The organism is Acidaminobacter sp. QWL-03 (genome assembly GCF_058683855.1).
The window spans coordinates 2,836,446-2,861,420 of record NZ_CM178752.1 but is presented as its reverse complement, the minus strand read 5'-3'; the positions used below and the strand labels follow the sequence as shown (position 1 = coordinate 2,861,420).

General features: G+C 46.4%; 11 protein-coding genes. All 11 read right to left on the bottom strand.

The window, feature by feature from the left end; genetic code table 11:
- Positions 1-314: 314 nt before the first annotated feature.
- Positions 315-2,489, bottom strand: a complete 2,175-nt coding sequence (locus AC4PHM_RS13335; RefSeq protein WP_492018248.1) for an Ig-like domain-containing domain — start codon at positions 2,487-2,489, stop codon at positions 315-317.
- A gap of 275 nt (positions 2,490-2,764) precedes the next feature.
- The gene (locus AC4PHM_RS13330) at positions 2,765-3,880 is read right to left on the bottom strand and encodes a TolC family protein (protein ID WP_492018247.1); all 1,116 of its coding nucleotides are present in this window, start codon (positions 3,878-3,880) and stop codon (positions 2,765-2,767) included.
- Complete coding sequence (locus AC4PHM_RS13325; protein WP_492018246.1) at positions 3,877-5,163, bottom strand: TolC family protein; 1,287 nt, start codon at positions 5,161-5,163, stop codon at positions 3,877-3,879. Before AC4PHM_RS13325 ends, AC4PHM_RS13330 begins: the two co-directional genes overlap by 4 nt.
- 226 nt (positions 5,164-5,389) lie before the next feature.
- Complete coding sequence (locus AC4PHM_RS13320) at positions 5,390-8,515, bottom strand: efflux RND transporter permease subunit (protein ID WP_492018245.1); 3,126 nt, start codon at positions 8,513-8,515, stop codon at positions 5,390-5,392.
- Positions 8,512-9,804: an efflux RND transporter periplasmic adaptor subunit gene (locus AC4PHM_RS13315; protein WP_492018244.1), complete on the bottom strand. Its 1,293-nt coding sequence runs from the start codon at positions 9,802-9,804 to the stop codon at positions 8,512-8,514. The genes AC4PHM_RS13320 and AC4PHM_RS13315 overlap by 4 nt, the downstream gene beginning before the upstream one ends.
- 217 nt (positions 9,805-10,021) lie before the next feature.
- The gene (locus AC4PHM_RS13310) at positions 10,022-12,775 is read right to left on the bottom strand and encodes an Ig-like domain-containing domain (RefSeq protein WP_492018243.1); all 2,754 of its coding nucleotides are present in this window, start codon (positions 12,773-12,775) and stop codon (positions 10,022-10,024) included.
- Positions 12,776-13,004: 229 nt separating this feature from the next.
- Positions 13,005-14,831, bottom strand: a complete 1,827-nt coding sequence (locus AC4PHM_RS13305; protein WP_492018242.1) for an O-antigen ligase family protein — start codon at positions 14,829-14,831, stop codon at positions 13,005-13,007.
- Between the two features lie 163 nt (positions 14,832-14,994).
- Positions 14,995-17,772, bottom strand: coding sequence for an Ig-like domain-containing domain (locus tag AC4PHM_RS13300; RefSeq protein ID WP_492018241.1), 2,778 nt, complete (start codon positions 17,770-17,772; stop codon positions 14,995-14,997).
- 169 nt (positions 17,773-17,941) lie between these two features.
- The gene (locus tag AC4PHM_RS13295; protein WP_492018240.1) at positions 17,942-19,792 is read right to left on the bottom strand and encodes a polysaccharide biosynthesis protein; all 1,851 of its coding nucleotides are present in this window, start codon (positions 19,790-19,792) and stop codon (positions 17,942-17,944) included.
- Positions 19,793-19,860: 68 nt separating this feature from the next.
- The gene (locus AC4PHM_RS13290) at positions 19,861-20,919 is read right to left on the bottom strand and encodes a Wzz/FepE/Etk N-terminal domain-containing protein (protein WP_492018239.1); all 1,059 of its coding nucleotides are present in this window, start codon (positions 20,917-20,919) and stop codon (positions 19,861-19,863) included.
- Positions 20,920-21,899: 980 nt separating this feature from the next.
- The gene (locus AC4PHM_RS13285) at positions 21,900-24,872 is read right to left on the bottom strand and encodes an Ig-like domain-containing domain (RefSeq protein ID WP_492018238.1); all 2,973 of its coding nucleotides are present in this window, start codon (positions 24,870-24,872) and stop codon (positions 21,900-21,902) included.
- Between the last annotated feature and the right edge of the window lie 103 nt (positions 24,873-24,975).

The following is a 24,975-nucleotide window of genomic DNA, read 5'->3' as shown; positions in this document are numbered from 1 at the left end:
AACAATTTCGGTGCCAGAGCTTAAGACAAAGATTCTCATATTCATCTCTAAAACTTCATCACCCACACCCTCATCCACAAAGCTTATTTTTCATTCTATGAACTTCTTGTTCCAGTGGCGAAGTATCTTTTAACAAACTAAGTCATTTTTTCGTTTGAAAAAGTGCACTCAACCAACATTTATTCGTTGGAAAAAATGCGAACAACCCATTTTTTTACTAAAATGAAAAAAGCTTTGCCGATGGTCACACAATCCCACGTCACCATCCGCAAAGCTTTTTTATTTTTTCCGAACTCCTTATATCCACCCTACCCCTACCGCCGATCCGCCACCGCCAGCGAGGTATTCTTCACGTTAATCCCGTACACATTCTGCACTTTCGACACCCCTGTGGTGTCCACAAACAGCTTAACCCCAGCCAAACTCCCCGGAAGCGCCGCTAACGACTGGAATTTCACAATCGTCTGTCCCCCTGAAACCGTGTAGCTCAAGTTGGACACTCCATTGTAATTCAGCTTAAATGCCCCGGCATCCACCCGGCTGAGGGCCTGGTCAAACACCGCCGTCACATTTCGGCTGTCGACAGCATAAACACTCACCAACTTCGGCGGATTCTGCGCCACATCTGTCATACCCCCAAAACCAAAGCTTTGAGTTGTCATCACGTTGCCGCTGAGGTCTTTAACCCCGGTCACTGTCAGCTGCGCTCCGGATGATTGAGCCAGAGTATATTCTGTATTTGTCAGGCTGAGCCGGAAGGTCCTGCCGCCATTGACTTGTACCGGCGCCTTGGACACTACCAGTGAACTGTTCGACAGGTTAACCACATAACGGCTCCGCGTCGTCGCACTGGCCACCTCAACGGGCTTACTGAAAGTCACATAGACATATTTCGACACCGTATCCTTGACCACGGAAGTCACTTCGGGCCTGTCCACATCCGGAATGGTAAGCGTTGCCGTATGCACCGACATGATATTGGGAATAAACGCCTGATCCGCGACATTCCTAAGATTTATGCGAATACTCTTCCCCGTCAGATTGGCGTCGTTCAACTGAACCGTGTAAGACTTGCCCGAACCGGAAACCGATACCCACAGATTCGGAATCAGCGCCCCAGTCGTATACTTCACATCCAGATTAGAAGCAGCAAAGCTGACATTCTCACTGAACTCAACTTTGAAAACATTCGGACTGCTCATCTCCAGCTTCACAACACTCGGTGCTGAGGTATCCCCCGTCACCACCGCCTGCAGAGATCCGCCCAAATAAGCCTCACCCCAGGTATCCGTCAGCGCTAAACCTTCGCTGTTTTTCTCAGCAATGAAAACCTCAGACGACCCCACTTTCAGCGGCGTGCCATTCATCACACCATTTGACTTATATGCCAGCCAAACGTAGACCTCCGACACTGCCTCATCCGCGGCCACCGGCTGCGTCATGGCAGCGTCCTTGTAAATCCCGAGGGGTGAATTCCCATCCTCCCCATAGAAGATATGCCCCGCCGTCAGTCCCAAAACCGGCTTCGAAAATCCCAGCGCTATAGAAGTATGCGATGCCGAAAGCACCTTGGCCACTACAGGCGCCACATCCGGTTCAAGCAGCATCGAGCCAAAATAGTACACGCTGACATCGCCATCCTCGCTGACAAAATCCCGCGCAGTGATGTCATACATAGCGCCAAATCCCATTTGCGAACCCACAGTCGCAATCACGCTGTGACTTCCGCTGGAGCGAAGCCCCACTACCGCCATAGGCCCGTCCGGCGCTTCCACCGTCACAGTCCCGAGACCGGTAATTGCCTCACTGAAAATCAACTCAACCGATGTCACATTCACCGGCTTCACAGACACCACATGCAGCGCCTCCGTACTGGTGGAAACAAAGTGAATCAGCGCCAGATCCAGCCCCTTTACCTTGGTGTTCAGCGTCTGCAGCATCATGTCAAAAACCTGTCCTCTAAGGATATCTGCATCTGCGTCCACGCCGGACAACGAACCCCCAAGACCCAGCTGCCCCTCGCCCTGTCCGGGCACCAAGCCCAATCGAACGGCGAAATCATAGGCCGTCTCAAAAGTAAAATCCACCCCTGCCCGGTAACCCAGCGCCTTCAGCATGAACACGCAGGCTTCCCGCACGGTGTGACGCTCATTATACCCAAACCGGTTCCCGCCGATCCCTTCCGTCCAGTCCCGAGACTGCGCGTAGGCCACATAGCGCTCCGCCCAGTGCCCCGAGCTGCTGTCGACAAACGTGGACCGCCCTCCATAACCGGACGCCTGGTCAAACTCCCCCATCATCCTGGCCAGCAGTACCATCATTTCCGCACGCGACAAGTAAGCGCCCTCCGTTAGGTCGCCATTGTAATCCCCCGTCACCAACCCATAGGATTTCAAAATTTCCCCCGAGGTCTGCGGGGCTGTATATCCTGAAATTGCCGTGCCCACGAACAGCGCCATGGCCACCAGCAAAACGATCCATTTCCTCATCAGCCAGTGCTCCCTTCAGCCGGGACAAGCTCAAAAAATCAAACCTTCCCACACTGAAATTTTACCCCAAATACCCTGCCGATGGTTAACAATCCCCAAAATGAAACACAACTGTAAAACTAGTGAAACATACAAACGGAAAGCTCCCGTCACCCCCTGCGCATCCATCAGGATTGCGCTAAGGGCACGGGAGCTTATAACGTCAAGACGTAAATTCGGACAAAAAATCAACGGAAATCAAAGTTCTTCAACTCACAAAAAAGAGCGGATCAAACCTACAGCTTAATCACGTCGTCCGTCGCTTCCTCAATGGAAAAATTCACTATAAACGCCGTCCGCGCCGAATAAAAATCGTTCAGTGCCGTCTGCCAAGCTCTTCTGGCACTTTCGGTGTCAGAAGCCGCATTCAAAAACTCCACAGGCGTACTCATGCCGCGCTCATATTTGATCTTGGCAATCTCATACCCCTTTACAGAGAGCCCGTGGCGTCCAAAGGTTGTCAACACAGCGTCGTACTTGCTCACCAGATCGTTGTAAGCGATTCTGAAGTCATAATCCGCACTGCGGAGCATGGCAATAGTCCGGAAGGACTCCAGATTCATAGCCCTTTCTGCTTGAATAATAGTCGTGTCATTGTCGGCAATTTCCTCGACAATATCGTAGTTTTCCTCCGCTACTCTGAGGGCTTCCACCTGATCCAGGATCTTGTCAGATTTCTCCTTGTAGTTGACGACGGCCATGTCAAAGCTTTCAATCTTAGGAAGTGACACATTCAGAATAGGTTTTACCACCTCGTAACGGTCACTGGCCGTCCGCTCCATCAATGCGTTTAGCTTGATATAGTTCAGCTCAATGGTCCGCTCATAGGCGGCGACTACACGTCTTTGCTGCTCAAGCGAAATAAAAGCCTTGTCGTAATCGATTTTCGCGATTCGCCCCATGTCCAGCATCAGCTTCTTAGCCAATTCATCCTTTTCAGCCACACGCAGGTCATATTTGGCTTGCAGCAGCGCTTCCTTTGCGTTGATCAGTCCAAGATAGGCGTTGACCGCATCACTTTCCAAAGTTTTTTTGAGAGTCACTTTCTGGCGCTCAAGAGAATTGAGCTCAAATTCCATCTTCAGCGGCTCTACATAGACCAGTCTTGCCTGCGGCAGCCACTCGTCACCGTAATTGGAATCCACCAGATCTTCGAGATCTTCAGCCGTGTCTTTGGCTTCATCCTCAAGCCATGCGGTATACCTGAGCTCTTCCTCGAGGAGGGCCAATTGGGAGTTTTGCGTCTGAACGCGTTCGATGACCTGATCCAGCGTCATGGTCTCCAGAGCGAATGCCCCCGATACTGAAAGCAGCAGTATTAATAAAGTGAGCGGTAATATCCGCTTGATCATTGTGCCATTCCCCCTGTTCCTGAGCCGTAACGCACCGTCCGGATCAATGTCTGATATGCGAGATTGTATTGATAAATGCTGCTTTCCAGTGCCAACAATGCCTGCTTCTGCCCCATTTCGGCACCGATCAGGTCAACATCGGCAACATAACCGACACTGTGCAGTGCCTTGACGCGGTTCAGATCCAGTACAGAGATATCATAGCTGCTTCTGGCGTTCAGGAGCGCTTCCTGTTTCGTCAGCGTCACATCATAAGCGGCGTAGAGCTCCGCGTCCACGGAGCGGACCGCCGCGTCATAGGCTTCTTCTGCCCTGAGCAGATCCATACGAATCGCTTTGCGGCGCGGATGATCATCATCCTCAATGATATCTTCCATTACATCAATTTCCTGGCGAATGGAATAGACCTGTCGAAGGGCGCGAATGGCGTCTGCCCTGGTTCTCAGGGACTCCGTCAGATAAGCCTCATAAGTTTTCAGCCCACCGCTCGTCTCTGTGATAGGCAGCAGCTTCGCGGAAAACGGCTCTTTAAACTCTAGGCCTGCCAATGACCGCATTCTGTAATCCAGGTTCTCGCTTTCCCTGTCCAGCCTGACCTGATCTCTCATGGCAATGTCCAGGTCCAGCCGCTTGGTTTCAAGCTGAAGCTCAGAGATCTTGCCCACCTGATAACGGGCCGTCTCCGCCCCCAGCTGGACCTGCAGCAGAGACACATATTCCTCAATGAGCCTTTTCTGGGTGCCCAGAGAGCCCATGTTCCACCAAAGAGCTTCAACGCCGCCTTCCAGCATAGAGGTGACGCGTTCTTTGTCAATTCGCAGTGAGGCGTATTGATCCATCAATTTGGTAGGAAGAACCTCTACCGGATAGATGAAATTATCATAGATTTCTTCGTCGTTTAAGGACGGCGTCTGAATGCCAAAGAGATTTAAAAACATGGCCTGTAACTGCAGATAAGCCTGCTTCATGGCAATTTGCTCAGGCGTTGGATTCATAGGATCCAGCGGGTCAAGTGGATTTGGATCCGGGATCAGTCCGGCGCCGGCTCTGTGCAGCCTCTCGTAGGTCTGATACGCTTCATAAGCTGCCACAATTTCCTCTTCCCTGTCCTGGATAGAGTCCAAATTCTCCATCAGCGTTTCCATACCCTGTTCCATAGCCAGCAAATCCACACTCGAAGTGACGGCCTTTTGTTTCAGCGTTTCCAGCGTCTCCCCTTCTGCGGCAAAGGCTCCAAAGGGCGTCAGTACCAGGCATAATGCTATTGCAATGAGTTTTTTCAATCCATCACCCTCAATCTTCATTCGTGAACAAGTGTCTATTATATTATACCCGCATTCTGTCAAGGGCTGTTCAATTTTTTTGCTTGTTAACAAGATTTAATGAATCTCGGTGTCAGACACCCAGATTCACCACAAAAGAAGAAGGTGTCTGACACCTTGTTCCACACCTTGTTCCACACCTTCTTCCAACCCGCACTTCCCACCCTCACTTCCCAATCCTGCACCCCTACGCTTCCCCCGCCTCAGGCAAAATCTCCACAATAAACCGGTCCTCCCGGATCACCACATTCTCCAAGGTCACATAGATGAGTGGTATGACAATAATCGTCAACCCCGTCGCCGCCGTGATGCCCCCTATGACCGTCATCGCCAGCGGCGAGAACCGCTCGGACCCCAGCGCCAGCTGCATGGCCAGCGGCAGCATCCCCACCACGTCTGACAGCGCTGTCATCATAATTGGCCTGAACCTCGCCCGAATAGCCAGCTCAATCGCTTCCCTGATTTCAAACCCTTTCTGCCGATGGTCATTGATCGCATCCACCAGCAAAATAGAGTTGTTGACCACCGTCCCCGCGAGGAGGATAATCCCGAGCAGCACCGGCATGGATATCACCCGTCCGGTCAGCCCAAGCGCCGGTGCGACACCAATAGCCACCATGGGAATCGCCATCATTATGGTCAGCGGGTGCAGGAAGGACTTAAACTGCGGCACCAGCAGCAGATAGACGAAGAAAATGGCCAAAGAAATGAGGAACACCATATCCCCCATGGATTCTGTCAGCGTCTGCTGCTCGCCTGCAAGCTCAATGTCATACCCCATCGGCAGCACCAAGGCACCAATCTGCTTCTCCACCTCCGACATGACGTGGCTGAAGGTCCGGCCCTCAATATAGCCCCGCACTTCCACCGTATACCTCATGTTCTCACTCTCAATGAGGTTGGACCTTGGCTCCCGGGTCACCTCCGCAATTTCCTTAAGTCGGATGCTCGCTCCCAGAGGCGTCATAATTTCCGTATTCATCAGCTGCTCAAGGGACTGTTCCCCGGCATACCGGTTCTCCACCTGAACAGCAAGTGTCTGACCCGTTTCCAAAGTCATGGTATTGGCCTCCATGCCCTCCAGAGCGAGATAAAGCTGTGAGGAGACGCTCTGGCTAGTCAGCCTGAGGGCTTGCAGCTTCGTCTGGTCAAACCGGACGCTCATCTGACTGTAGCCATCGTTGTAGCTCTTGTACAAATTCGTAATGCCTGGAACTCCAGCCAACTTTTCTTCCATTTGAGAAGCTAAATGATACAGTACCTCCAAGTCGTCCCCGCTGAGCTTCACCGCCACCGGCGCAGAAGCACCGCTGACCGCCGTACCGCCCTTTTCCTTGACCACATAGCGGTTAATCCCAGGCAGCGTCTCAATTTCCTCCCTGAGCCGCCCCTGAAAATCCCAGATGCTTTCCTCCCGCTCCAGCCGCGAGGACAAAGTGACGGTAATCATCCCCTGATCTGTCCCCATCCTTCCAAAATCTCCCATTTGGGCACTGCCCGCTTCGTAACCCAGGCGCGTATCAAACGTCACCACGCTGGGTTCTGACGCCAGGTAATCTTCAATCTGCCCAAGGGTCGCCTCCGTCTCCTCAAGGGTCGTCCCCGGTTCCATTTCCACCGTGATATAGCTGACGCCGCTGTCAAACTTAGGCAGCATCTCCATGCCGTTGAGCCTAAGAAATCCGGCGCTGAGCACCAGCCCAACCACCAGCATCAAATAAGTGCGACCCCTATGATAGAGGGCTTTCTTGAACACGTGAATATAACACTCAAGCAGCTTGTTCATCCACCGGTTGAAGGGATCTGCCATCCGCCTGACCCAGCCCTCAAGACCCTTAAACTCAAAAGGTGCCATCAGCACCGACAACTGCGGGATCATCACCAGCGCCACAAACAGCGACGCGCTGATCGCAAAAATCAACGTCATAGACAAAGGCCGGAACATCTCCCCAACAAAGCCCTCAATAAAGAGCAGGGGCACCAGCACAATCAAAGTCGTCGTTGCCCCGGCAATGCTGGGCATGGCAATTTCATCTGTCCCGTCCATGGCCGCCCTTTCAATACTCTTCCCGGAAGCCGCATGGCTGCTGATATTCTCCACCACGACAATGGCACCGTCCACCACAAAGCCAATGCTCAAAATCAAAGCTGAGAGCGTTACCAGGTCGAGATCCATCCCAAAAATCCGCATCATCCCCAGAGTAATCAAGAAAACCAGCGGCATAGACACGGCTATGACCAGAGACCTGGCGATATTGACAATAAACAAGACAATGACCACGACCGTAAACAGAATCGCCAGAGCAATACTGCTGGTCATGTTGTCCACCATTTGCTCCGTAAACTCGGAATCGTCATATGCAACGCTAAGCTCAACGTTGGGATAGTCCGACTGCATCCGCGCCATCTCATCCTTGAGCCGTTCAATGACCTTAATGGTATTCTCCCCGGTTTTCTTGGTGATAGTCACTGCCAGCATTTCCTCGCCGTTCAGCCTGTAACCGCTTTCCCGCACCCCCGCTGTCAGAGACACCGAAGCCACATCCCCCAGGCGAATGGCATTGCCGTCCGCCAAAGGCACCTCCAACTGCCTCAGCGCCTCCGCCGAGCTAACGTTGGCATCCACACGCACCAGCAGCTCAGCCCCCTCGTGAAGGATACTCCCACCAGGCGCCTTCAGATAAGCCCTGGAAATCGCCTCCACCACCTGGCCCGCCGTCACTCTATATGCCCTAAGTCGTTCCTCATTCAATGACACACGCACCTGCGGCTCATAGCCACCCAGCAGATCCGCGGATGCCACCCCTTCCGTCAGCTGAAACCGCGACAGCAACGCCTCTTCCGCCACACGCCTCAGCGCCGCCATGTCCAGGGCCTCACTGCTGAGCCCAATCGTCATGATAGGCATATCCGACGCACTGAATTTCAACACCTGAGGCTCCTTAATCCCCTCCGGCAAGCTCTCCCTCACTCTGCTGAGCGCGTTCTGAATAGCAATGGTCGCCTCGTCAATATCCGTCGAGTAGTCAAAGGTCAGCCGCAACAAAGCCATATTGTCCTGACTCGTGGACTCAATGGCCGTAATCCCCTCCAGCTTCGCAAATGCCTGCTCCAAGGGCTCTGCCAACTCCGTGACGACATCTGCCGCCGATGCCCCCGGATACGCCGTCATGACCGTGGCCGTAGGCGCATTCGTATCCGGCGACAGCTGAGTATTCATAGTCAAATAGCTGTAAATCCCAAAGAGGATAAGCCCGATCATCAGCGACAGGACAACATGGCGTTTCCCTACAGAAAATCTCCCAAAACTCACGGTCTCACCTCCAAATCCACATCAGTCGAACCGCTGAAATTGTAAATCGCTGCGCCGTCATACAGGGCGTCCAGGTTGTCAACGGCAATCACGTCGCCCGGCTCCAGCCCCTCCAGAATCTGATACCTCTCATTCTCTTTTTTGCCGATGGTCACTTCCCTCTCCACCACACGCCGGCCATCTTCACTGACATAAACGACATCTTTATAGTTCAATGACTTGACGGCCTCCAGCGGAATCATCACCTGATTCTCTTCCTCTTCAAGAACAACTCGCACCTGGACACTGGCGCCCACCGGCGCTTCCAGTGTCATCCCGTCCACCGAGATCTCGACCTGGCCTATTCGAGTGACCGGATGAATACTTGGGCTGACCGAGGTCACAATTCCATATTGAATGACTTCACTGCCCGAGAACGTAAGTTCTGCGCTCATGCCAGATTTTAACTGAATGAGATCCATTTCACCGACTTGCAGCACCACCTTGCTGACGCCGCCTTTGTCGAGTGTCACCACCGGCTTACCTGGCGCGGCAAGATCTCCGGCAGCGATATGAAGCTGTCTGACCGTGCCGTCATATGGGGCTCTGATTTCAGCTTCGGATAAAGTCAATTCCAGTTCTATGATAGCCGCATCAATTTCATTTCTCTTGCCAAGGGCCGATTGCTGCTCATTTTTCAGTTGATCATAAGTGCTGTTCATAGAAGCTTCCAGCTCCTGAGCCTGATAAGCCATGGTATCAACCTGAAGGGCGGCCTGATCCAGGGCGAGTTCAGAAATAGCACCTGCCTCATATAAGATTTGCGCGCTTTCATATTCCTGCTTTTGAAATTCATGGCTGTCCTGAAGTGAGGACAGCTTATAGATCATTGGACTGTCCGAATAAAAAGATCCGACCTCACTTGAAAGATAGGAAATCAGATTCGACAGTGTCTGCCGCTGCGCCAGCATAATGGATTTTTTGGCCGCAAGGGCTTCCTGATCCAAGGTTACCAATAGGTCTCCTTGTTTCACCGTCTGCCCTTCTGTCACATGGGTTGAAAGCACAGCTGCTGTAATTTTGGGGCTAAGAGTTGAAGTTGCTTCACTCTCCAAAGTTCCCAAGAAAAACAGATCCTTGGATAAGGTCGAAGCCTTCACCGTCATCAACTCCGTGACGATCCCCCGATTCGCTTCTTTATCAGTGGTGGTATCCTCCGCCAAAACCACTTTCATTATCCTGGATCCTGCTATCACTGACAAAATAATGACCAACCCCGCCATCAGCACTACCTTCTTCATGCGTTTCATGACTCTCACCCCATCAGAATTTTAGTGAAGGACGCTTGAGTTTAACCGGCAATGTACGGGTGACTACCACGCCATCTTGATTAACCTTCACTCAGCGTCCTTGCTCCTACTATCTTATTCTGACAAAAAGGAAAAGAGTGTGACGTGGGGCACACTCTTGAAAAAAGGTTGAAAAGCCCCGGCTCTCGCCGGAGCTTTTTTAATTTTCGATCACCCATCATCCCTGAATAGGCGTCAGCGTTTCTGTGGTTTTAAAAGTATTGTTATTCCCGTCCAACACATTTGAATTTTGAGTGACTGTTGGAATGGTCTGTGGGGTGTTGTTAAGCGTCAGATTGACAACACTGCCATTAGTGCCGACTTCAGTAATAGTCCCTGAAGAGACATTAAAAGTGGTTGTACTGACTGAACTGCCGAGAATACTTTCCGTAAACTCTATAGAGATTTTATTCCCAACAATCGTGACTTTATATTTCCCGTCATTGTCACCAGAAGTATATTTTGCGATTGCAGGTGCAATTTTGTCCTCAATATTCAATGTGATATCAGCAACTGATTGTCCATTTTCGTTTTCAAGAACACGGTCGCTCGAGTTGGTGTCGATGACGAGTTTTAACCCAGTTGCATCATACGGTAAATCTACTGGGGAGGTGAGAATCAAAATAGTATCGCCAGCGCTATTAGTGGACCTTTGAAGATTTGTTGGGTCATACTCTGTTGTGCCAATCAGAATCGTGAAAGCTTCAAGATCTGTGACTTCAAGAAATTGATCGAACGTGACTCTTATCGTCCTGAGATCCACAGCTTCAACATCTTCTACCAGTGGCGCAGGCCCCATCAAATCCTGAATATCATCAAATTCAATGGTATACGTGCTCATGGTATTGCCAGCATAGTCCTTAATGCCAGTAATTCTGAGCTCAGCACCCGGTTCTTGTGAAAGGTTAAATTCGGTAGATGTCAAAATCAATTTAACCTCAGTACCCGCTGAATTCAACACCGGGTTGGTGCTGAGTCGATCTGTCGTACCGCCATCAAGAACGGCATAATTTGTCTCAACTTCAGCTGTTGCCTCGGTCACAGGCTCACTAAAGGTCACATAGACTTCGCGCTTAGAAGTGTCCTGCGTCACCTTAGTCACCGTTGGCGCTGTAGAATCCGCTACAGAAAGTGTCTTGCTGTATGAAGTCAAGACGTTAGGCACAATCGCAAGGTCTTCCACGTTCTTGATCAAAACCTTAATGGATCTGCCCGTCAAGTTGACCCCTGTCAAGTTAGCTGTATAAACATTGCCGGATCCCGTAACCGCAACAGAAAGCCCTGTGATGACCGAATCATCCGTATTGCGGACTTCAATGTTAGTGCCATTGAATTTTACACTCTCGCTAAATTCAATTGCCAATTTAGTAGAGGTCGAACTGGATGAGGACACAGATAGCTTCGTCACGGCAGGCTTCGTTGTATCTGCCGTAACGGAGACGGAATAACTGCTGCCAATATAATAGTTCCCGTATTCATCCACAATCTTGGCACTCGAAGCGCCAAGTTCCTTGATATAGATCGTTGCAGTCCCTGATGGCAGCGGATTACCCACTATAGTTCCGCCGGATGCATCTGCAAACTTCACATAGACTTCATCGACTTTTGTCGTCGTGGAAACAGCAGTCGTCATGGCTGCATTAGAGTATACTCCAAGCGCTACTTTAGCAGTCGAAGTATGATAGAAGTGCTCCTTAGTGATCCCGCTGACCAGTTCGCTGAATTCAACATGGACGTAAGTCTGCGTGGCTTTTAAAATCTTAGCGGTTGGGTCAGAAGCTGACACCTTAAAGGTGAGATCCTCATCGTAATCCTCACTGTAGTTCCCTGCATAGTCCCTGAAGTTTCTGATCCTGAACTCATAGGTGTCATTATTCAATAAGGCTTTACTGAGCCGAACCACAATAGTTTCACTGCCAAGCTCTGCAAAGGAAGCTGCAGCCGTATAAGACGTCCTGCCGTCATAAACCTGAACAGTTCCGGCAGTCTTGATTGGTTCAGAGAACGTGATCTCCACATAGGATGGTCCCAAAAGCTGCACATCTTCCACCTCAGGATCAATGTCATCATCCGTCGTGAAGGTTTTGGTTACACGCGCCAGCGATGTGCCATCTTCCGCACGAATGCCGCTGATGGTCAGGCTGTACCTGGTGTCATTGGACAAGACATTCGAAAGTGTGAGAATCACGGTCTCGCCATCATTTTGAAGCTCTGGAGTTGCGGTGCGGCCAGAGATTGAAAAATCAGAGCTGGAAAGCGTATCTTCATCCACTTCTTTGGAGAAAACAACCTCAATCTCTTTGAGGTTATCTGATGAGACGGATTCCACTTCAAATGGAATCATGTCCGGCGTCAAAACGTCCAGTTTCTGGCCAAGCATATAATTCTGGCCTTTCATATCCGTCAAAAGCGTATTCAGCATAGTTTGAAACAATTCACCACGGTAGATGTTGCTGGTCTCTCTCAGAGATAACTCGTCAAATAAGCCAAGGGACTTCGCTTTGGAGAACGCGGTGTCCCAGGTGAAATCAGCCGGTGCCGTATAGCCCAAGGCTTTCAGCATAAAGACGCTGGCTTCCTGGACAGTGTGCTTTTGCTCATATCCAAACTTGTTGTCCCCTATACCGACCGTCCAGCCCCTGTACTGGGCATACGCGACATACCGCTCACCCCAGTGGTTATTGCGGTCGGAAAAGGTGGACTGACGCGACCAGCGGAAAGCCTCGTCATACTCACCGAGCATTCTCGCCAGAATGACCATCATTTCCGTGCGGGTCAGGTATTGGTTTTCTGCGAGATCGCCGTCCTCATACCCGACGATTAGTCCCAATGACCGCAGCGTCTCGCCGGCGGTCAGTTCCGCAGCATAACCGGCAGGTATAATCCCGATTGCCATAATAAGTGCTAATAAGATTGACATTAGGCGTTTCATATCAGACCCTCCTTGGGTTTAACTAAACAAGTTTTACGTCCATTGCAAAACATTAGACGCAAAAATCAGAAGGTTGGTTCCGCTTCGTCTTTTTGCGTCTAGTTTGAATGTCGTATGAAATTACCTTCTATAATCATTAATACCACGTTTGTTAACCTTAAAACAAATAGGTTTTAGCCGATGGTCACCCCTCCAGCCACCACGCCTCAATATTTTGCTTTGTCGAACATTAACCCTGCGCTTCTTTTCGCTCAAGCAGCAAACTTTGATTCAAGCTAAACCCTATCCCGAGCAGCGCCCAAAAGACCGGGGCAATAGAAACAATAGCATCATTGAACATCCCAGCGCCTAGATATCCGACCGCACCCAGGAAGATACCCACGCCAAGCTGTGCCCTGAAATCCTCGAACGGATTTCTAAAGTAGAGTTTGAGACTTTGAAGGATATAAAGACCAAAGATCACGAGTTGGGCCAACAATGAAACCACACCTGTGTTAACGGCGGTGTGCAGGTACATGTTGTGTGGTTTGTCAGTGACCATGCCTGTGGTGCTGTAGGCCAACTGCTTACCAATATAGTCATCCTGCGGGAAGTAGAACATATAAGTGTCCGGCCCATGGCCAATTAAAAGTGTGTCCTTCAGCATTGGAAGGGTTCTCGACCAAATATAGCCGCGGGATGAACCCAGGCGCTCTCGGCCTTCAAAGCCCCATTTTTCGACTGGATTAAGTTTTACCGCAACATCTGCGTGGTTCACGTATCTGACTTCGTCCTCGAGGAATAGATATTTGAGGACTAAGCTGCGGTATTTGACCGTGACCATCGGCATATCCTCCTCTGCCATAGTGATGTCAAACTTGAAATTCTCAAAGCGAGAATCACTCAGAGTATAATCCGCCTCGCCTTTGACCGCTTCCATGACCTGATCCTGAACGTCCATGAAATAGAGCTGCTCATTTTCGTATTTGATGAAAAGCGGCTCCTCCTGGAGCTCGAGCTTTAGAAGATTGTCTTCGGAAGTCGCTTGCTGAGCGCCATAGAGATTTTCTGCCGGTGCGAGGCTGGCAATGGTCGCTTTAATTCTATTGAAGATTTGACCATCTGTAGCTGTGTTCATAGCCGTGACCAGTCCAACCGTAATGAACAGTGCTACAATGGTGACCTTCCAGCGCTTGACTAACTCTTTTCGGAATAGAATGAGCATTAAGATGGCTGCAACAGACACGCCAACAATACCGGCTCTGGATCTTGATCCCAAAAGATTGGCCATGCTTAGCACAAAGAGTGCTATAACCAGAAGTTTGTGCTTCAAGTCGTGGACGAAAAATACCAGTGTTAAAAGAAGCGGCGCCGTCAGCGCGATAAAACTCCCCACATAGTTGGAGTTTTGAAGGGTACTGTAAATTTGAGTTTCTGCCATGCGGATGGTGATCTCGGCGCCGGATTTCAGATATTGCATGGGGACTATGAGACTCTTTCCAATTTCAGACTTGAATAAATCCATCTTAAAGAACTGAAATATACCAATGGTTCCAATGACAGCCACGGACACATAGAGCCCTTTAAGGAGGAATTTCAGCTGTTTTTCGTCATAAGTATACTTTGAGCTCACAAACAGTATCAACATATATGCCAATAAGACGAGAGCGCCTTCATACCTTCCCCTAAAACCCCAGACTGACAGGCTTATGTACTCTGATAAGACGGTTGAAAGTACGACTGCACTTGAAAACAAAAGAATGGAGAGATCAAGGGGTTTTTTCTCAAGTGGGTTACCCAAAGATAGTCGATCCCAAATGAAGGCACCCAGTATGACAGAGCTGACCATAAATAGGATGCGGGATTTATAATATGAGAAAAAGTCATAGTCCACGTCACTGACCCATGGACTTTCTGCGAAGACGCTAAGATCAACGACCTTTAAGCGCACGATGATCGGTATTAAAGCGAGAATCAAAAATAATGCGATGAGAATGCCTTTAGTCACCTTAGGTACCAAGGGCTTCTTAAATTTTTCTTTTGGGCTTACTTGTTTTTTGGATTGAGTTTTTTTCAATGGGTGTTCCCTCCTGCTGTTCAACTGTAAAAAATGTTCCATTAATATCTTACCAGACTAAATCAAGAACGGAAGTGTTTTGTATGTAAAAGTCGGAAAAAAAGGGTGGAATCTGGGAGAACAATGTCCTCCAAGTTTCCACCCTTCCAATTAAAGTATAATATTAGTTTTGAGTTAAAGCATCTGTCTTGGAAAAGCTCTTGAGTACAAAGCCTTCAAGATCAGCAATGCCAGCGGCTTCATTGTAATAGACATTGGTATTGATCGTAAAATCGCCTTCTGTTGAAGTGAGAACGATATTGCGGTTTGCATAGATCTCAGCCTTTGACAGCGTGCCGCTTGTAGTCGTAAAACCATTCTTGCCGGTTGGTGCAAAAGTTCCGGCTTCGAGAGCTTCAGTCAATACGACCATGATTTCTTCAGAGTCTATGAAGACGACCTCTTTAACTTCTGGGGATGCTGCGTCAACGAGTTCATTGTCATATTCTTCTACAACTTCGTTATATTGATTCTTTGAAGTCTGATCAATGATCGCAAATGCGATATCATCTCGATCATCCGAGGATTTCGCGTCTGTATCCACCTTATTAGCTAAAGTAAACGTCAAAACCGTATTGCCATCACTGTTAACCGCTGATGCGACTCTTGTAACAGTGAGTTTTTCATCTGCGTCATAGCCGTTGTCGCTGTTTTCATCCGCATAGATGACAAAATCAGAATTGTCGACCGTTACAAGTCGATCTTCAAAAGTGACTTCAACTTTTGTAGAAGATACCAATTCTGCAGATTCAACGCGGACAAGTCCAGCATCCTGAATTGTCAATTCATTGACCATTGCTACCGTGTAGTTGCCTGCAGCGTCTGCAACTCTTCCAATTTCAAGCTTATAGCTTTCTCCATCATTCAGGTCAAGACTGTCTTCCGGAATTTTTATCTCAACAGCCTTATTGCTTTCGATCATTGTAATGGTGACATCGTCCAGATCTGCAAGGAACTTGTTATCTTCAAGCACGTATTTCTCAAGATCATTGACAGCGTACTTACCTGAAGTTGCCATTGCTTCGCCAAATCGAACTACAATCATTTGAGTATCAGCATCTGGATTATAGAGTTTCGCGCTAAAATCTGAAACAACAGGATCCGTCATGTCCGTCACAGTAAAGGATCTGGTAACCTTAGCGATTTCATTGCCGGATAAATCTTCTACGTTCTCAATGACGAGCTTATAACCACCTAAAAGCGGCTCTTCAAATCGAATTGTGACCGTATCCGTTTCATCGCCTGTGCCTCTGACTGCGCTGTCAATCATGTCATCCTGTACTGTTCCGGCACTGTTCTGAAGGACGTAATTTTCAATGTCCTCTGCAGAATCTTCTTCAACAGCTTCACTGAAGATCAGTTCGATCTCTTCTTCATCAATTACGCTGATGCCAGTCAGTGTTGGTCTCACTTCATCAGCTTCAATTTTGACTAGTATAGTTTGTTTGCTGTTTTCATTATCCCAAAGATCCATGAAGGTATCAGCTAAGATATAGACATAAGCATTGCCTTCCGGCATTTCATTGGCTGAGAAATCAAGTTTGAGTTCTTTGCCATCAATATCATCTGAAGAAATCGGTGCTGCAAGGTTGCTGCCATTAGTGTGATAGATACTTTTGCTTGCGACATAGTCATCTGTCAGCACAATATCTTCGTTAAAGATCAAAGTTACCCCAGTCATGGAAGCATCTTTGTAACCAACAACAGAAGGTGCCGCAGTATCGACAACCACTCGAACATCAAAGGTCTTCGCAACTGTTTTGAATCCTGCATAATCTTCAATGCCGCTTCCTACACCTACTTTGATAGTTCCCGCTTCAAGTTCTGCGTAAAGTTCTACGTTAACTTCTGTGTTGTTGTTCATCAGTGTGACACCTCTGATAAACATATCCCCATCTTCAACAGTGAAGTCACTTGCGCTTACTGTAGCAGGATCAACAGGTTCACTGAACTTCACTTTAACAGTTTCTTTGCCTACGACAGTGGCTGCTGTAGCGACTGGAGGATTAGTATCAAAGAAGTTGAAGTCAAAATCGTCCTCTGAAGGCAAGACTTCATCTGTTATTGTGAGGTTTGCTTCCGTTTGTTGTTCCATTGGCTCTTCAAACGTAATAGTAACGACTTTTCCATTTACGGAAATATCATCAATGACTACTGGATCATCATTAACGTCGAGGAGTTCGTCGCCATCCTGGTCCTCAAAAATATAGTTGTCAGCATTGACGAGTTCTTCATCATCCGTCCAGCTGTCTGAGTTAAACTCGACAAGGACTTGTAAAAGCCCATTTGCTTTTACAGAGGATACTGCAAGCGGTACAGAACCCATGATGCCCAGATTTTCACCCAAGGTTTGTGTTGAGCCCTTCATGTTTGTATTCAAGGTGCGCATCATAACCTGGAATAAACTGCCTCGCAGAATATCTTGACCAGGTTCAATGCCAACGCCCGTGAACAACCCAAGCTGAGTAGCTTTTTGGAAGGCGTTTGTCCAAGTAAAGTCTGTGTCCGCAACATAACCCAAAGTTTTCAACATGAACACCGCAGCCTGCTGAGCAGTGTGCTTCATCTCATAGCCGAATTCATTGTTGCCTATTCCGCTGGTCCATCCGCGCATTTGAGCATATGCGACATAACGCTCAGCCCAGTGATTGTTGCCATCTGTAAAGGATGACTTTAATTTGTAAGCTTCCGCTTCGTCATATTCGCCGAGCATTCTGGCGAGTATGACCATCATTTCTGAACGGGTAAGGTATTTATCTTCCATGAGGTTACCATAGTCGTCACCTTTCAGCAGTCCTAAATCACGGAGCTGCTCTCCCGCGGTTTTTTCTGCTGCCATGGTGGCTGGCATGATCCCGACTAAAAGCATCACGACCATGATAAGTGCAATAAATCTTTTCATAATCAAAATTCCTCCTCTTAATTTGAGTTCATTCAAATTAGATGTTTGTGTAAAGAGAAGACTCGTACCATTACATTATACCCTGAAAAGATTAATTTTTACGTCATTTTGCCAAATGATATCGAAATGTAAGACAAGATTAAGAAAAGTTTAATACTCAAAGCTTTTATTAATTTACAGATTGTTCCTGATAGGTTGGTACAATCTGCTTCAAAACGCCCTTCAAGACCTGATCACTTTCCTCATCTATTATGGCTTCAAGCTGATTCAACTGGGTCATCAGATAGCCTGAATCAACATTCAGCGGCCGACCAATAAAGATCTTCTCATGCTGTGTCTCGAGGATCCCCTCTTCTTTGAGAAGCAACTCTTCATAAAGTTTTTCTCCAGGTCTGAGACCTGTAATTTCAATCTCCATATCTTCATAGGGAATGAAGCCAGATAGCCGGATTAAATCCTCTGCAAGAGTCAAAATCTTAACCGGCTCGCCCATATCCAGTATGAAGATCTCTCCGCCTTGCGCCATGGCGCCTGCCTGAAGGACCAGTTGAGCTGCTTCGGGGATCGTCATGAAGTATCGGGTAATTTCCGGATGGGTCACCGTAACCGGTCCCCCTTCTTCTATCTGCTGTTTGAAAAGAGGAATAACGCTTCCATTGCTGCCAAGGACATTGCCAAACCTTACAGCTACGTATTCTGTCTGACTGATGTGATTATGGGTTTGAACGATCATTTCACAGATTCGCTTTGTCGCGCCCATGACATTGGTAGGGTTGACTGCTTTATCTGTCGATATTTGAACAAAGGTTTCAACGTGGTATCGGTCAGACAGTTCTACCAGGTTTAGCGTGCCAAAGACATTGTTCTTGATAGCTTCATAAGGACTATCTTCCATAAGCGGCACATGCTTATGCGCCGCAGCATGAAAGATGACTTGTGGCCGATAGTCATTAAAAATTCTCTCGATCCGCTTTCGATCACGGATGGACGCAATCAATACTTCTATTGGGACAATGCCTTTCTTTTTTGCCATACTTCGCTTTAACTCATGCTGAATCTGGAACAAACCGTTTTCATTTATGTCTAGCAGGATGAGTTTCTGAGGGTTGTATTTCACTATTTGCCTCGCCAACTCAGAGCCTATTGAACCGGCACCACCGGTGACCATGACAATCTTATTGGTAAGCAGTGCTTTTAAATCACCAATATCCAATTTGACTTCATCACGGCCTAATAAGTCTTCAATTTCAATATTGCGGATCTCAGAAATGCTGACCTGACCATTGATGAGTTCATAGACACCCGGTAGGATTTTGAGGTTGCAGTCTGTTTTTTTACATTCATGAACAATGGAAGCAATTTCTTTTTTCGTTGCCGAAGGTATGGCAATGATGATTTCATCAATGCGTTTTGCTTTAGCTATTCGGGAAATCTCTTTAGTTCCCGCTCTTACCGTAATGCCTTGGATGCTTTTTCCCCATTTCATTGCATCATCATCCATAGCCACTATGGGCTTCATATGGAGATCACCATGGCGTTTCAGCTCTTTAATGACCATGGCACCAGCATCACCGGCACCTACAATCATGACCCGTTTCTTGACGGAACGGCTGAAGAGACTGCCTTGATTTTTCAGTCTCCTGAGCATTCTATAGCTTAATCTGACGCCACCTATAAACATGACGTCCAAGATGGAGACAATGATATAGATGCTGCGTGGTATCCTTGTTTCAAACAAGAATAGGAAGGACAGCATAACTGTATTGGCCACTATAGAAGCGGCTGAGATCTTCAGAAGCTCTTCAATGGAAGCATATTCCCATAGACTATTGTAAAGGCCAAACAGGAACAGTACCGCAATCTTGATTAGAATGACACTGACCAGAAAACGGTCTGCTAAATCAAAATACTCAGCAGGAAACTTGCCTTCAAAACGTATTAGAAATGAAAGGAAAAGCGATAGAACCAGCAGCCCAACATCTACCGCAACTAAATAGGCTGTTCTTATTCTGCGTTTCATTGAACCACCTTCTCTTAATACTACTTAGGATAACTAACCCTTTTTGTTGATTAACAGACTTACCAGCTCTAACTGTTTTTCCAATACGCTTTAAACAGTCCTAGAAATACACCCAGCATCATACCTAAGACCACTCCTATGGCCATATTCAAGGCTTTTCTAGGTGCGACCGGATTTTCTGGCTGGTATGGGGAAGAGGTAATAAATACATTTTGAGCCATAACATCCAGCTTACCATTCAATATTTGTGATTCATTTTCTGTAGTGATTAAAGTCTTGAAATTCTCAAGTTCAGATTTTAATTCATTAAGCAATCGATTTTTATTCTCGAGGTCTTGCTTTAAGGTAATGAGTTCAATTTCCGAATTAAGGACTTGAGCTTCCACCAGGAAGTAGTTTTCGTTCGCAATTTCCTCTGTCATAACCTCTTTTGACAGATTAGCCAAATTTAAATTTCGCCTTTCGGCATAGGCAGCAGCGGCTATTGGATCAGATGACAAAAGTTTCTGAAGGGTTATCACAGGCTCCATATTACTTAAAAGTGTTCTCGTATCTGCTAAAATTGATTCTTTATAAATCACGGAGTTTTTAAGCCCATCCAACTCACTTTGATAAGTCAAAATGAAATTATCTAACGCTTGTTTTTTATAGGTTATTCTAAGACTGTCTATGTACTGATGAATCAAATCATTATTGATTGCGTAAGCCTTAGCAGGATCTTCATTCTTCACAACAACTTGGAATCGGTTGGCGTCCTTATCCTGAGCGATACTGACCATAGTCTTGAAAGTCTTATTGGACATTTGAAGGTCATGTTTTTTTATAATGCGTTCAGCAACTTCATTGCTGTAAATAAACTGTATGTAGTCGTTGATATTCTCAGAAGGAAATGTATAGGTCCCATAAGGTGTTGATACTTCCCCTGGTTTTTTGATGATCAGCGCACTTGTAGTTTCATACTGCGGACTTGCAATAAAAAAGGTATATAGTCCGGTTAAAACTATTGTTACCGCCATAATAAGTGCTATAAGCTTACGCTCATTCCATATGGACATAATCAATTCTTTGAGACTAATTTCATCATAGTCATAGTGATTTACTTCATGTCGTTCATCAGAATTCTGCATGTTATCCTCCAAAGATCTCATTGATTTTGAACTTCAGCGCCTTTTTCCAACTATTTTACAGGCACTTCTATAGTTTACCATAGTTTAACAGTTGAAAACACCCATTTGATCCTTATTTAATAATTCTGTTATACATTTAATCACTAATTCAACAACATGATTGACTTATATACTTTAAACAAAATCCTCCCCAACACATAGGTTTTATGTGTGTTAGGGAGGTTTCCTTGAACCGAATGAGTCAATTGTGAGAAGTACTGCGTCTTACCACGTAAAGTTAAGACTGATGTATAACTTCCAAATGGACTGCAACTGATCTATAAATAGTGATTTAGGGAATAGTTGACGAAAAAGAAAAGCAACCTATCAAACAGAACTGTTGAGAGGTTGCCGTAAAAACAGATTGAATTGTAAATCAATTTCACGAACTTCACTATTTATACCTGGCACCGAAAACCGTTATTTGCTCATGTCATTCTCTATCGATCTTTCAATACCTAGATCAGACTGTAAACAACTTCATCAACTTCACTGATGGTGACAGGTACGGGTAGGTCAAATCAATGTCTAGCATGCGCCGGTCTCCGACCCAGGGGAAGCCGCTTGTTCTCGCGTAGCGAACAAGCAAGTTTTGTTTTCTGCTCTATCAACAGCATGAACCTTCCCGATATGTATTTCGAGTCTCAATCCCATTCATCTTACGATTACCGCCTACTACCTAGCTGTCTACGCTTAGAACCATCAGTTGCCATCAGGCTCTCAAGACTCACTGAAAGTGTCTTGCTAAGCCTTACTCGGTGGGGTTTCCACCCACTATTTGACGCGCCCTTATATTGGCGCACTGACAGGTACGGGTAGGTCGCAATTATTGACCGCTTACGCGAAAAACCGTTTCAGGTAGATCTGCCCGTGCCGGGCGCACCAAAAGATAGAGCCTTCTTGTCTAATCCAAGAAGGCTCTATTCATGAACTTCTAATTACTATCTCATATCAATGCTGTAAAGAGTTGTCGCTGATTTGAACTTATTCTTATTGTAGTCTGCAATCTCAAAGTTTTGAGTTACTTTTGGCTCATCCTTAGTATCGGCATCTGGAGTAAAGTAGAGGACGATAACTGAATCTGTACCAAACGGTGAATTCTCAAAAGCATAAGAACTTACAGTTTCACCTTCAATTGAGAATGAAAGTCTAGATACTGACTCACGCTCTAATCTTTCAGTGAAAGTAATCTTAATGGCATTATCAGTTGTACGCTCAACCATAAGATCATCTTTGTCATAAAGATTTGCAGATGAAGTATCATCAGCTGGATACTTAGCAATCGCAGGAGCATACTTATCTACAGCATCTTTGGAAACTGCAGAATTTTTAAGAGCGATTGTTTCGCCATAGATATTTTTGGAATCTTGACCTGCGATACGGACTGATGCTAAAACGTTAGAGTCAACAACATTGTCGCCAACTTTAGTTAAAACTGTACCATCGAAATCAAAATCTTTAACAGTCGTAATAGTGACAACAGTTTCATTATCATCATTTACTGATGTGCTGATACGGCTGTATTCAAGAACAGTAGCAGTTGTTGAACCTTCATAGAACTTAAGGTCTGTTGCTTTGAAAGTAGTTAATTTGTCGTCAAATGTGATAACGATTTTGTTTTCATCTTTGACTTCAACTTTACTTACATAGACAAAACCTTGGCCTAAGAGTGTAACATCACCAGCTAAAGTTGTAGTTTTGTTGCCTGCAGCGTCAGCTACACGGCCCATTTTAACAACGATGCCAGTGCCAACAGCTAAGTCAGCGCCATCGTTATCTTCAACTAATGATTTAATTCTGATCTCTACAGCTTCTCCATCATCAACAAGTTTGATTGTAGGAGTAATGTCAAGATCTTCAAGTGAAACATACGCGTCTACATTACCGTCTTTATCCTTATCTACGTATACCATGTACTTTGAAAGGTCAAGAACGGAATATGCACCAGTTGTGGCCATTTTCTCGTCAAAATTGATTTTGAGTAACTGATCTTTTGCAGCTGCTTTGTAAAGAACTGCATCAAATGTACCGAATTCTGGAGCGGTTAAATCATCAATTGTCAAATCTTGAGTAACTTTCACAATTTCGTTGCCAGCCATATCTTCAAGATCTTGAATTGTTAATTTGAACTCACCTTCAGTATCTCCATCAAGCTTGAGAGTGATGAATTCATCATTATCAGCATCGCCGACAAGATCGAAATCAACTTCATCGCCGTCTTTGTCAACGATCAAGAATGCATCATCAAAATCAGACTCAGAATTGATTTTCTCAGTGAATTCAATCTCAACTTCTACGTAGTTACCAACAAGGTCAACGTCAATATCTTTGACAGCAGGAGCAGTTCTGTCAACAGTAATTTCAACTTTTGTAACGATCTTGTTGTTTGCATTCTCCCAAAGATCTTGAACAGCATCAGATACTACATAAACATATGCTGTACCTTCAGGAAGAAGTGTATCGTTGTCAAAATTAAGAGTTAACTCATTTCCATCGATTACAAAACCATCAGTTGCTTTAACAACGTTAGATGCATTTGTATGATAGAAATATTCATTATCTGCAAGAGTTGTATCGCTATTGTCGAAAAGCACTTCAATGTCTTCATTGAAAATGAGAGTAACTTCATTTCTGTCAGCATCTTTGTAACCAACTACAGTAGGAGCTTCTGTGTCTTCAACGACATTCAGTTCAAATGTAGTTTTTACAACGTTGAATCCAGCGAAATCGTCCATGCCGCCAACTTCAACAGTAAGTTTACCTTCATCAAGTTTTGAATAAAGTTCTACGTTGATTTCAGTATTGTTTTTAAGAAGTTTTGCTTCTTTAACAATATAATCTCCGCCATCAACTTCAAAGTAATCAACATCAACATATGCGCCATCAACATCAGAACTTTCGCTCTTAATTGGCTCACTGAAAGTTACTTTGATTGTGTCGTTTCCAACTACTTCAGCCTTGAGAGCTTTAGGAATTGTGACGTCATTGAATTCGAAGATTTCGCTGACAAATTCATCAATGAACATTTCTTCATCATCAGCTGCTTCTACGCCATCGATTTCGAGAATAGCTTCTGTCTGTTGATCTAAAACGCCACCAATAGCGCCTTCTTTATCAAAGAGAGAAATGATGACTGTCTTGTCGTCAGCTTGAAGATCAAATGATACTCTTGCCCATTCAGCAGAGGAGAAAAGATCATCGCCATCTTCATCAGTCAATACATAGTTGCCGTCATCCGTAGCAGTGTCAGAATCAACAGCCATATTAAACTTAACTTCGATTTGTGTAAGGTTCAACGCCTTAACAGAAGTTACTTTCAAAACTTCCTCTTCCATGTAGCCAAGAACGATACCAAGTTTGCCAGTACCAGCCTTAACTTCAGTGTTAAGAGTTGTGATCATCATAGTGAAGAGATCACCACGAAGGATCGGGCTTGTTGCAGCAGTGTCTACGCCAGCAAAGAGACCTTTAGCTGTTGCGAACTCAACTGCGTTTGCCCATGTGAAGTCTACGTCAGCTTCATAGCCGAGAGCTTTAAGCATGAAAACTGCAGCTTCTTGAGCAGTAACGTTGCCTGCTGGGTTGAACATGTTAGCGCCAACGCCTGCAGTCCACTCGTTCATTTCAGCGTAAGCGATCCATGGGGATGCCCAAGCGAAACCAGCGAGATCAGTGAAAGTTGATGGAAGTGCGAAAGCTTGAGCTTCAGCGCCTTTACCCATCAGTCTAGCTAATACTACCATCATTTCTGCGCGGTTCAGGTTTTGATCTTCATTGAGGTTACCGTTTTCGTCACCTGCAATGATGCCGTATCCCTTGAGCGTTTGGCCAGCTGTAGCATCAGCCGCAAAGCCCATTGGGATCATCCCAAGCACTAACACGAGTGCCAGGACGAGAGAAAGTACTCTCTTCATCTGCAAATTCCTCCCTTTTAATGAGTGTGTGAAGGGTATTGTACTGCGTCTTCAGCCTTACCCTTCTCAGAGGCTGTCGACTAGGTCATCTGGTGCAGAGTTC

What these genes read in the sequence shown, in the direction of transcription:
- AC4PHM_RS13335 (WP_492018248.1), bottom strand. Translation starts at nt 2,489, where the DNA reads ATGAGGAAATGGATCGTTTTGCTGGTGGCCATGGCGCTGTTCGTGGGC.
- AC4PHM_RS13330 (WP_492018247.1), bottom strand. Translation starts at nt 3,880, where the DNA reads ATGATCAAGCGGATATTACCGCTCACTTTATTAATACTGCTGCTTTCA.
- AC4PHM_RS13315 (WP_492018244.1), bottom strand. Translation starts at nt 9,804, where the DNA reads ATGAAACGCATGAAGAAGGTAGTGCTGATGGCGGGGTTGGTCATTATT.
- AC4PHM_RS13310 (WP_492018243.1), bottom strand. Translation starts at nt 12,775, where the DNA reads ATGAAACGCCTAATGTCAATCTTATTAGCACTTATTATGGCAATCGGG.
- AC4PHM_RS13300 (WP_492018241.1), bottom strand. Translation starts at nt 17,772, where the DNA reads ATGAAAAGATTTATTGCACTTATCATGGTCGTGATGCTTTTAGTCGGG.
- AC4PHM_RS13295 (WP_492018240.1), bottom strand. Translation starts at nt 19,792, where the DNA reads ATGAAACGCAGAATAAGAACAGCCTATTTAGTTGCGGTAGATGTTGGG.
- AC4PHM_RS13290 (WP_492018239.1), bottom strand. Translation starts at nt 20,919, where the DNA reads ATGCAGAATTCTGATGAACGACATGAAGTAAATCACTATGACTATGAT.
- AC4PHM_RS13285 (WP_492018238.1), bottom strand. Translation starts at nt 24,872, where the DNA reads ATGAAGAGAGTACTTTCTCTCGTCCTGGCACTCGTGTTAGTGCTTGGG.